Origin of the sequence: Agrococcus versicolor, from assembly GCF_039531815.1 — a bacterium.
GTDB classification, from domain to species: domain Bacteria; phylum Actinomycetota; class Actinomycetes; order Actinomycetales; family Microbacteriaceae; genus Agrococcus; species Agrococcus versicolor.
This window is the reverse complement of record NZ_BAAAQT010000004.1, coordinates 46,344-55,517: the sequence shown is the minus strand read 5'-3', so window position 1 is coordinate 55,517 and position 9,174 is coordinate 46,344. Positions and strand designations below refer to the sequence as shown.

The 9,174-nt window shown below is 73.1% G+C and carries 15 protein-coding genes; 2 read left to right on the top strand and 13 right to left on the bottom strand.

Annotated elements, in window-relative coordinates:
• Positions 1–4 precede the first annotated feature (4 nt).
• The 7 genes from ABD249_RS02580 to ABD249_RS02550 all read right to left on the bottom strand — a co-directional run bounded on the left by ABD249_RS02580 (position 5) and on the right by ABD249_RS02550 (position 4,075).
• The gene (locus ABD249_RS02580; RefSeq protein WP_344339999.1) at positions 5–259 is read right to left on the bottom strand and encodes an HPr family phosphocarrier protein; all 255 of its coding nucleotides are present in this window, start codon (positions 257–259) and stop codon (positions 5–7) included.
• A gap of 168 nt (positions 260–427) precedes the next feature.
• The gene (locus ABD249_RS02575) at positions 428–1,201 is read right to left on the bottom strand and encodes a hypothetical protein (protein WP_344339997.1); all 774 of its coding nucleotides are present in this window, start codon (positions 1,199–1,201) and stop codon (positions 428–430) included.
• Complete coding sequence (locus tag ABD249_RS02570) at positions 1,198–2,094, bottom strand: ATP-binding cassette domain-containing protein (RefSeq protein WP_344339995.1); 897 nt, start codon at positions 2,092–2,094, stop codon at positions 1,198–1,200. The genes ABD249_RS02575 and ABD249_RS02570 overlap by 4 nt, the downstream gene beginning before the upstream one ends.
• On the bottom strand, positions 2,091–2,702 hold the full coding sequence (locus ABD249_RS02565) for an ATP-binding cassette domain-containing protein (RefSeq protein WP_344339993.1): 612 nt from the start codon (positions 2,700–2,702) through the stop codon (positions 2,091–2,093). Before ABD249_RS02565 ends, ABD249_RS02570 begins: the two co-directional genes overlap by 4 nt.
• A 70-nt stretch (positions 2,703–2,772) precedes the next feature.
• A complete protein-coding gene (locus ABD249_RS02560) occupies positions 2,773–3,186 on the bottom strand; it encodes a hypothetical protein (protein WP_344339991.1) in 414 nt (137 codons plus the stop codon).
• A complete protein-coding gene (locus ABD249_RS02555; RefSeq protein ID WP_344339988.1) occupies positions 3,174–3,659 on the bottom strand; it encodes a hypothetical protein in 486 nt (161 codons plus the stop codon). Before ABD249_RS02555 ends, ABD249_RS02560 begins: the two co-directional genes overlap by 13 nt.
• A 200-nt stretch (positions 3,660–3,859) precedes the next feature.
• Entirely contained in the window at positions 3,860–4,075 is a 216-nt protein-coding gene (locus ABD249_RS02550; RefSeq protein WP_344339986.1) for a helix-turn-helix domain-containing protein, read from the bottom strand.
• Between the two features lie 104 nt (positions 4,076–4,179).
• Between ABD249_RS02550 and ABD249_RS02545 the strand changes: the two genes are divergently transcribed.
• Together ABD249_RS02545 and ABD249_RS02540 are read left to right on the top strand one after the other, a co-directional pair.
• Positions 4,180–4,650 carry a helix-turn-helix transcriptional regulator gene (locus tag ABD249_RS02545; RefSeq protein WP_344339983.1) on the top strand — a complete coding sequence of 157 codons (471 nt, stop codon included), beginning with the start codon at positions 4,180–4,182 and terminating at the stop codon, positions 4,648–4,650.
• On the top strand, positions 4,586–5,008 hold the full coding sequence (locus tag ABD249_RS02540; RefSeq protein WP_344339981.1) for an ImmA/IrrE family metallo-endopeptidase: 423 nt from the start codon (positions 4,586–4,588) through the stop codon (positions 5,006–5,008). The genes ABD249_RS02545 and ABD249_RS02540 overlap by 65 nt, the downstream gene beginning before the upstream one ends.
• Before the next feature lies 1 nt (position 5,009).
• On the opposite strand, the gene map is transcribed toward ABD249_RS02540, so the two are convergent.
• The 6 genes from map to rpsE form a co-directional block, all read right to left on the bottom strand.
• A complete protein-coding gene (gene map, locus ABD249_RS02535) occupies positions 5,010–5,834 on the bottom strand; it encodes a type I methionyl aminopeptidase (protein ID WP_425546277.1) in 825 nt (274 codons plus the stop codon).
• A 2-nt stretch (positions 5,835–5,836) separates the two neighbouring features.
• Positions 5,837–6,421, bottom strand: coding sequence for an adenylate kinase (locus ABD249_RS02530; protein WP_344339979.1), 585 nt, complete (start codon positions 6,419–6,421; stop codon positions 5,837–5,839).
• A complete protein-coding gene (gene secY / locus ABD249_RS02525) occupies positions 6,418–7,755 on the bottom strand; it encodes a preprotein translocase subunit SecY (protein ID WP_344339976.1) in 1,338 nt (445 codons plus the stop codon). Before secY ends, ABD249_RS02530 begins: the two co-directional genes overlap by 4 nt.
• A 65-nt stretch (positions 7,756–7,820) precedes the next feature.
• Positions 7,821–8,291 carry a 50S ribosomal protein L15 gene (gene rplO / locus ABD249_RS02520; protein ID WP_344339973.1) on the bottom strand — a complete coding sequence of 157 codons (471 nt, stop codon included), beginning with the start codon at positions 8,289–8,291 and terminating at the stop codon, positions 7,821–7,823.
• Positions 8,288–8,473, bottom strand: a complete 186-nt coding sequence (rpmD, locus tag ABD249_RS02515; RefSeq protein ID WP_344339970.1) for a 50S ribosomal protein L30 — start codon at positions 8,471–8,473, stop codon at positions 8,288–8,290. Before rpmD ends, rplO begins: the two co-directional genes overlap by 4 nt.
• On the bottom strand, positions 8,470–9,153 hold the full coding sequence (rpsE, locus tag ABD249_RS02510; RefSeq protein WP_344339968.1) for a 30S ribosomal protein S5: 684 nt from the start codon (positions 9,151–9,153) through the stop codon (positions 8,470–8,472). The genes rpmD and rpsE overlap by 4 nt, the downstream gene beginning before the upstream one ends.
• Positions 9,154–9,174: the final 21 nt, after the last annotated feature.

The following is a 9,174-nucleotide window of genomic DNA, read 5'->3' as shown; positions in this document are numbered from 1 at the left end:
GGGGTCAGGCGTCGTGATCGGTGGTGAGGAGCTCCTCGAGCGCGTCGAGGGTCGCCTCGTCGTCGCTCGAGATCACGACGGCGTCGCCCTTGGCGACGCCGAGGGAGATGACCGACAGGATCGACGCGGCGTTGACCTGCTTGTCGCCCTTCGCGATCGTGACGGGCGAGGACGCCTTCGCCGCCGCCTGCGTGAACAGCGATGCGGGGCGGGCGTGCAGGCCCTGCGAGGATGCGACGGTGACGGTGCGCTCGGCCATGGGGGTGCTCCTGATCGGACGGGATTCTCGGTGACGAACCTAGCACCCGCCGATCGCTCCCCCATGCGTTCGCCGACTAGGTTGCGGCGCGGCCCGAGCCGTGCTGACCTGCCTCGCGAGCGCCCGCGCGCACGACGCGTCCGACCCCTCCGCGACCGGGCGGGTCGGTCAGGGCCCCCGCAACGCGCGGCGCAGCGCGAGGATCGCGAGCAGCAGCGTCCAGCAGCCGACGACGGCCGGGAGCAGCACGGGATCGACGGGGTCGACCGCCGCGAGGACGACGCGGTCTCCGGGCGCCGCGAGCTCGCCGAGCATGCGCAGCGCCGTCCCGGGCAGGAGTCGCTGCACGCCCGCCGCACCGACCATGGCGAGCGATCCGGAGATCGCCGGCTCGAGCACCGCGGGGACGAGGACGCCGCACGCGATGGTCACGAGCGTCGAGCGCGTCACGGTGACGAGGCAGACGAGCCACGCCGACCACAGCACCGTGAGGGCGACGTGGACGCCGAGCGCGAGCGGGATGCCGTCGAGCGGCACGCCGGCCAGCGACGCGACGAGCAGGAGCGCGATCGACGCCGAGGCGGTGGCGAGGAGGACGGCGAGGAGCGCCTGCCCGGCGGCGACGGCGGCGAGCCGACCGTGTCCTCCGAGCTGGAGCCAGCCGAGCGTCGCGGTGCCGTGCCGATGGTCGGCGCCGACGAGCAGCCCGACGGCCACGGCGACGCCCACGTGCGCGCCCGATCCTCGGTGCACGGCGGCGGCCGCCGCCTCCGCGGGGCCGGGCGCGAGCGTGCTCGCCAGCAGCACGACCGGCGCGGTGGCCACGAGCGTCGCGACGACCGCGCTCGCGCCGATCGCGAGCGCCCGCCGACCGCCGCGCAGCCGCAGGAGCTCGGAGCCCATGGCGGCCCGCCAGCCGACGGGGTGGACGCCGCGCCTCATGCCGGCCCGATCGCGTCGACGAACGCGTCGTCGAGCGACGGCGTCCAGGTGGTGAGCTCGAGGACGAGGATGCGCTCGGCGAGCGCGGCCCACGCGACGGTCTCGGAGGCGACGCCCGCGACCCGCAGCCGGTCGCCCTCGGCGTGCACGACGGTCGCGCCGAGGGCCTCGACGGCGCGACGCAGCCTCGCGACGTACGGCGTCCGCACGTCGACGGCGCTCGCGAGCCGCGCCCGGAGCGCCGCGGTCTCGCCCTCGAAGCGCACGCGCCCGGCGTCGAGCACGACGACCCGGTCGACGACGGGAGCGACCTCGTCGAGGCCGTGGGCCGACAGCAGCACCGCTCCCCCGCGGTCGGCGTGCTGGCGCACCACGTCGCGCAGCCAGTGCCTGCCCATGGGATCGAGGCCGTCGAACGGCTCGTCGAGCACGAGGATGCGCGGCGCCCCCACGAGCGCGCCCGCGATGGCGAGTCGCGTCCGCATGCCGAGCGAGAGCGCCGAGATGGGCACCCGCCGCCGCGGGTCGGCGACGTCGGCGAGCCCGACGTCCTCGAGCAGACCGGGCACGCGTCCGCGCCCGATCGAGGCCGCGACCGCGAGCTGCTCGAGGTGCATCCTCGGCGTGTGGGCCGGGTAGGCGGCCAGCGCGTCGAGCGCGACGCCGACGACGCGGGCGGGATTGTGGATGCGCTCGGGCGCGACGCCGGCGATCCGCACGGTGCCGCGCCCGGCGATGAGGCCGAGCAGCCGACGGATCGTGGTGCTCTTGCCGGCGCCGTCGGTGCCGAGGAGGCCGGTCACGCTGCCCCACGGCACCTGGAGGGACACGTCGCGGAGGATCGTGCGGCCGGAGCGCTCGACGCCGAGGCCCTGCGCCTCGATCGCACTCACTCGCCGGATCCCATCGCGATGCGCACCACGTCCCGCGACCACCCGCGGGGCGCACTGCGGTCGACGAGGAGCACCGCCGACGTGCGTGCCCACGCCTCGATCTCGTCGAGCAGGACCGCGGAGGCCGCGTCGTCGAGATCGAGGAACGGCTCGTCGAGCACGACGAGCTCGCGCTGCGGCGTCGTCGTCAGGACGACCCACGCGAGCCGCGCCATGCCGGCCGACAGCCGCTCGGTCGGCGCGTCGAGCCAGGCGAGCGGGCCGTGGGCGGCGAAGCGGGCGAGGAACGGCTCGTCGTCGATGCCGGCGGCGTGCGCGAAGAGCCGTACGTGCTGCCGCACGCTCGCTCGCGCGGCGAGCCCGATCGTCGTGCGGCAGATGCTGCGGCTGCGCACGAGCCGCGGGTCGGCGGGATCGAGCCCGAGCACGCGCGCGGCGCCGCTGCGGGCGGCCAGGGTGCCCGCGCAGAGCTCGACGAACGTCGACGCGCCGGTGCCGTGCGGCCCGCCGAGCACGGTGATGCCGGGCGACGCGACCTCGAGGTCGGGCACGACGACGGATGCCAGCGGTGCGGCGAGCCGCACCCCGCGCGTCACGACGGCATGCATCGCAGTCCCCTTCGAGCGGCGGCCGACCGGACGGCCGAGACAGATGCCGGCGCGAACGCGGCGGCGACGTTCATGCGTCACCGCCGTCGAGCTCGGGAGACGCGAGCAGGTGGTGGACGAGCGCCACCGCGGCGACGAGGACGACGAGCGTCGGAGCGAGCGAGCCGCCGACGGGTGCGACACCCAGCGCGGTGGCGCCGGCGACGCCCGCGAAGGCGAACGTGAGCGCCGTGACGATCCTGGCCGACCACGGCCCGAGCATCGCGAGTGCGACTCCCGCGATGACGGCGACCGACATGGCGACGACCACGACGACCGCGACCGTCCGCGCCGGTGCGTGGGCCTCGACGCCCCTGCCACCCGCGGCGACCGCCATCCCCAGGCCTCCGCAGGAGAGCGCGACGGCGAGGGCGGACGCGCGTGCGAGCGGCCGCGACAGCGGCACGCGCAGGCCGAGCGGACCGCGGCTGCTCACTGCATCCACGGCAGCACCCCCGCGGCCACGGTCACGACGAGTGCGCGCCGGTAGCCGCGCGGCGATCGCGGCTCGCGGAATGCGAACGGCACGAGGGCGGCGAGCGCGGCGATGGGGCCGAGCGCGAGCGGCGACGTGCCGACGGACTCCACGTCGAGCGCGATGGCGCCGAGCTGCAGCCCGACGGTCGTGACGCCGAGGACGAGGCCCCCGGCGCCGAGCCGGAGCCACGAGCGAGGCGCCCACGCCGCAGGACCGAGCCATCGTTCGAGCAGCGAGACGACGACCGCGACGGCGATCGTGACGACGACGAGCACGACGATCGCGGCGAGGACGCCGCCGCGCACCGAGGCGCCGTCGAGCGCGGCGTCGCCCGGGTCTCCCGAGAGCGGGGCGGTGCGCGCGCGGGCGAGGCGCTCGAGCTGCGGCAGCCGCAGCGCCATGACCGTCGTGACGACGACCAGGATGCCGAGCCACGCCACGACCGAGGTGCCGCGGCACGGGTCGAGGCGAGGCGTGTCGGGATCGGAGGGCCAGGGCTGCGCTGCCGGTCGGCCTCGTGCTCGGCCGACGTCTCGGGAGCGCGCGACGGGCTCGTCGCCAGCCCGAGCGCGGCGCCCACCAGCGGTGGGAGGCGAGTCGATGGCCCGCGGAGGCTGCGCGCCGACACCCCGTCGACGGCTCATGACGCACCCCCGACGCCCGCATCGCGCAGGTGCGCCGCGAGCACGGCGGTCGCGGCGGCCAGGAAGTCGGCGGACGGCGTGACCACGCCGCGCTCGACGGCGCGGAGGTGGTCGACGCCGACGCCCAGGCGTGCGGCGAGCTCGTCGGACGACATGCCTGCCGTCTCGCGCAGCCGACGCAGGGATGCACCCACGCGTCGCCCATCGGTCATGTCGAAGACCATGCCATACCTTCGACGCCGATCGAGCGGACGGCGGCCTCCTGTGGACAACGGACCTATGCTCGTGCCGAACGGACCACGCCGGAGGCCACGACGTGAGCATCAACCTCAAGGGCGCGAGCGCCGCGGAGCGCGCGCGCTACGCGGCGCTCGTGCGGCCGAGCCGGGCCCGCCTGGGCATGTCGCAGCTCGAGCTCGCGACGATCGCGGGCGTCGATCGCACGACGGTCAGCAACGTCGAGCGCGGCGCCGTCGCCCCGCAGCCGGACGTCCTGCGTCGCATGCTCGGCGCGCTCGGCATCGCGACCGACGACGGCGCCGAGGACCTCGAGGTCGCGCTGTGGTCGGCGATGATCGAGTCGCTGCTGCGCTCGCTGCCGGACGATGCGCGCGAGGCCGCCGCGGACGACGCGATCGCCGCCATCGCCCACCACGTCCGCGAGACGGGCTCGTCGGAGGCAGCGGCTAGCATCCCCCGCATCGACTCGATGCAGAGGCAGCATGCAGACCTCCCCCTCGCCGCGAAGCGCGGCACCTCCCGGCGCGACGAGCGCCACGCCGACTGACCTCGACGCGCTCGCGCGTCGACTCGGCGTCCGCGTGGGCGTCGCCGCGCTCGAGCCCGGCCTCCTCGGCCTCTACGACGCGCGAGCGCATCGGATCTGGCTCGCCGAGGGGCTCACGCCCGTCGAGCGCCGCTGCGTCCTCGCGCACGAGCTCGGCCATGCGCGGCATCGCCATCGCTCCGGCACGCCGGCGAACGAGCGCGTCGCCGACGCGTTCGCGGCGCGGCTGCTCGTCGATCCCGCCGCGCTCGAGGCCGCGAGCCGCTGGAGCCACGATCCGGCCGAGATCGCCGACGAGCTCGACCTCACCGAGGACGTCGTGCGGGCCTACCTCACGCTCGTCGCCGCGGGGCGCTGAGTCAGCGGTCGCGGATGGGGCGCGGCTCGATGCCGAACGGCGCGAGCCCTGCCGCCCCGCCGTCCTCGGCCGTGAGCACCCAGATGCCGTCGGCGTGCACGGCGACCGAGTGCTCCCACTGGCACGCCTGGCTGCCGTCGACCGTCACGACCGACCAGCCGTCGTCGAGGATGCGCGTGGCCTGGTCGCCCGCGACGACGATCGGCTCGATCGCGACGCACAGGCCCGGCTTCACCGCGGGCCCGAGCACGCGCGTGCGGTAGTTGAAGACCGGCGGCTCCTCGTGCATCGCGCGACCGATGCCGTGGCCGATCCAGTCGTCGCTGATCGCGTAGTCGCCCGCGGCCTCGATCGCATCCTCGACGGCGGCGCCGACCTCGCCGAGCATCCGCGCCGACGCGAGCGCGGCGATGCCCGCCCACAGCCCGTCGTGCGTGGCCTGCGACAGCCGCTCGCGCACCTCGACGAGCGAGCCGGAGCCGCCGGGGACGACGAGCGAGAACGCCGCGTCGCCGTTCCACCCGTCGACCATCGCGCCGCAGTCGATCGTCACGAGGTCGCCCGCCTCGACGGGCCGCTCGTCGGGGATGCCGTGCACCACGACGTCGTTGACGTTCGCGCAGATCGTGTGGTGGTAGCCCGGCTCGAGCTGGAAGTTCGGGATGCCGCCGCCGGAGCGCACGACGTCCTCGGCGATCGCGTCGAGCTCGAGCGTCGTCACGCCGGGCCGGATGGCGGCGCGGACCGCGTCGAGCGCCCGACCCGTGAGCGCGCCCGGGGCGCGCATCGCGGCGAGCTGCGTGCGGGACTTGTAGATGCGGCGCACGGTCAGCGCGCGACGACGCCGCGCTCGCTGAGCGCCGACAGGATGCGCTCGGTGACCTCGTCGATCTCGCCGAGGCCATCGATCTCGACGACGACGCCACGCCCCGCGTATGCGGCGAGGATCGGCTCGGTCTCGCGCTCGTACACCTCGAGGCGATGCCGCATGGCACCGTCGGTGTCGTCGCTGCGCCCCTGCTCCTCCGAGCGGATGCGCAGGCGCCGGATGACCTCGTCGTGGTCGGCCACGAGCCGCACGACGGCGTCGATGCCGCGACCGCGACGCTCGTTGAGCCCGTCGAGGAACGCGACCTGGCCCTCGGTGCGCGGGTACCCGTCGAGCAGGTAGCCCTCCTGCGCGTCGGCCTGCTCGAGACGATCCTGCACGAGGTCGTTCGTGAGCGTGTCCGGCACGTAGTCGCCCGCGTCGAGGATGGCGGTGACCTGCTGGCCGAGCTCGGTGCGATCCCGGATGTTCGACCGGAAGATGTCCCCGGTCGAGATGGTCGGGATGCCGAAGCGCTCGGCGATGCGCGAGGCCTGCGTGCCCTTGCCCGCTCCGGGAGGACCGACGATGAGCAGCTGGGTCACGTGCGGATCAGCCCCTCGTAGTGGCGCTGCTGCAGCTGCGCGTCGATCTGCCGCACCGTCTCGAGGCCGACGCCCACGATGATCAGGATCGAGGCGCCGCCGAACGGGAAGTTCTGGTTCGCGCCGACCGTCGCGAGGGCGATGAGCGGGATGAGCGCCACGACGCCCAGGTAGATCGAGCCGGGGAACGTCACGCGCGTCAGCACGTAGTCGAGGTACTCGGCCGTCGGGCGTCCTGCGCGGATGCCGGGGATGAACCCGCCGTACTTGCGCATGTTCTCGGCGACGTCGTCCGGGTTGAACGTGATCGCGACGTAGAAGTACGTGAAGCCGATGATGAGCAGGAAGTACAGCACCATGTACAGCGGGTGGTCGCCCGTCGTCAGGTTGTCGTTGATCCACTGCACCCAGCCGGCCGGCTGCTGGCCGTTGGCCGGCGAGTTGAACGATGCGATGAGCGCCGGGAAGTACAGCAGCGACGACGCGAAGATGACGGGCACGACGCCGGCCATGTTCACCTTGATCGGGATGTACGTCGACTTGCCGCCGTACATGCGCCTGCCGACCATGCGCTTGGCGTACTGCACCGGGATGCGACGCTGCGACTGCTCGACGAACACGACGGCGCCCATGATGACGACGCCGATGGCGATGACCGCGACGAGCATCTCGGTGCCGTTCGTCTCGCCGATGAGGAAGAGCGCGCTCGGGAACGTCGCGGCGATGGACGTGAAGATGAGGAGCGACATGCCGTTGCCGATGCCGCGCTCGGTGATGAGCTCGCCCATCCACATGATGACGCCAGTGCCGGCCGTCATCGCGACGACCATGAGCACGATCGCCCACCACGACTCGTTCGTGAGCAGGTTCGCGCACGGCCCGGTCGGCACGACGCCGCCGGTGGAGAAGAGCTGGCCCGAGCGGACGACGGCGATGAGCGTCGTCGACTGGAGGACGCCGAGGCCGATCGTGAGGTACCGCGTGTACTGCGTCAGCTTCGACTGCCCCGACTGGCCCTCCTTGTAGAGCGCCTCGAAGCGGGGGATGACCACGCGCAGCAGCTGCACGATGATCGATGCCGTGATGTACGGCATGATGCCGAGCGCGAAGACGCTCAGCTGGAGCAGCGCGCCACCCGAGAACAGGTTGACGAGCTGGTAGAGGCCCGACGTGTCCGCCGCGGCCGTGTCGAGGCACGCCTGGACGTTGCCGTAGTCGACGAACGGGGCGGGGATGAACGATCCCAGCCGGAACGCCGCCACGATGGCGAGCGTGAAGAGGATCTTCCGTCGCAGATCGCGAGTCCTGAAGATCCTGCCGATTGCCTTGAACACGTGAGCCTTCCGGTGGACGCAGAAGAAGGATGGGGCGGCCGCGAGGGCCACCCCATCCCCGTCGCTTAGTGGATGGAGCCGCCGGCGGCGACGATCTTCTGCTCCGCAGCAGCCGACACCTTGTCGACCGTCACGTTCAGCGTAGCCGTCAGCTCGCCGTCGCCGAGCACCTTCACGAGCTCGTTCTTGCGCACGGCACCCTTCGCCACGAGCGCTGCGACGGTCACGTCGCCACCCTCGGGGAAGAGGTCCTGGAGCTGGCCGACGTTGACGACCTGGTACTCCGTGCGGAACGGGTTCTTGAAGCCGCGCAGCTTGGGGGCGCGCATCACCGAGGTGAGCTGACCACCCTCGAAGCCGAGGCGCACGGTGTTGCGGGCCTTCGTGCCCTTGGTGCCACGACCGGCCGTCTTGCCCTTCGAGCCCTCACCGCGTCCGACGCGCTGACGGTCCTTCTTGGCACCCGGCGCGGGACGCAGGTGGTGCACCTTGAGTGCGGGCAGCTGCTCGCCGTCCTTGTTCTTCTTGTCGCTCATTCGTCGACCTCCTCGACGCGCACGAGGTGCCGCACAACGTTGATGTAGCCGCGGTTCTGCGCATCGTCCTCGCGCACGACCGTGTGGCCGATGCGCTTGAGGCCGAGCGACCGCAGCGTCTCGCGCTGGTTGGGCTTCTCGCTGATCTTCGACTTGACCTGGGTCACCTTGAGCTTGCTCATCGGGTCGCCTCCGCGATCTCCGCCGCGTGCTGCACGGCATCGGACGCTGCACGGCGCAGGCGTGCCGGGAGGACGCGGTCGAGGTCGAGCCCACGACGGGCTGCGACCGCTGCCGGCTCCTCCAGCTGCTTGAGCGCCTTCACCGTCGCGTGGACGATGTTGATGGTGTTCGACGAGCCGAGGGACTTCGACAGCACGTCGTGGATGCCGGCGCACTCGAGGACCGCGCGGACGGGGCCCCCAGCGATGACGCCGGTACCGGCAGCGGCCGGACGCAGCAGGACCACGCCTGCAGCAGCCTCGCCCTGCACGGGGTGCGGGATCGTCGCGGCGATGCGGGGGACGCGGAAGAAGTTCTTCTTCGCCTCCTCGACGCCCTTCGAGATCGCCGTGGGGACCTCGCGGGCCTTGCCGTAGCCGACGCCGACCATGCCGTTGCCGTCGCCGACGACCACGAGGGCGGTGAAGCTGAAGCGACGACCACCCTTCACGACCTTCGACACGCGGTTGATGGTGACGACGCGCTCGAGGAACTGGCTGTCGTTGCCGCGGTCGCGCTGTCCGCGCTCGCCGCGCGTGCCGCGGTCGCGGCTGCCGCGACGCTGCTCGCGGGGCTCGCTGCGAACGTCGGTGCCCTGCACCGTCGTCTCCGCAGCGGCGGTGGCGGTTGTGTCGCTCACCTGCGTCTCCTTCGTCTCTTC

Bases quoted from the DNA above. Each gene is read 5' to 3' on its own strand.
- ABD249_RS02580 (WP_344339999.1), bottom strand. From the start codon at position 259: ATGGCCGAGCGCACCGTCACCGTCGCATCCTCGCAGGGCCTGCACGCC.
- ABD249_RS02575 (WP_344339997.1), bottom strand. From the start codon at position 1,201: ATGAGGCGCGGCGTCCACCCCGTCGGCTGGCGGGCCGCCATGGGCTCC.
- ABD249_RS02565 (WP_344339993.1), bottom strand. From the start codon at position 2,702: ATGCATGCCGTCGTGACGCGCGGGGTGCGGCTCGCCGCACCGCTGGCA.
- ABD249_RS02550 (WP_344339986.1), bottom strand. From the start codon at position 4,075: ATGACCGATGGGCGACGCGTGGGTGCATCCCTGCGTCGGCTGCGCGAG.
- ABD249_RS02540 (WP_344339981.1), top strand. From the start codon at position 4,586: ATGCAGACCTCCCCCTCGCCGCGAAGCGCGGCACCTCCCGGCGCGACG.
- rplO (WP_344339973.1), bottom strand. From the start codon at position 8,291: ATGAGCGACAAGAAGAACAAGGACGGCGAGCAGCTGCCCGCACTCAAG.
- rpmD (WP_344339970.1), bottom strand. From the start codon at position 8,473: ATGAGCAAGCTCAAGGTGACCCAGGTCAAGTCGAAGATCAGCGAGAAG.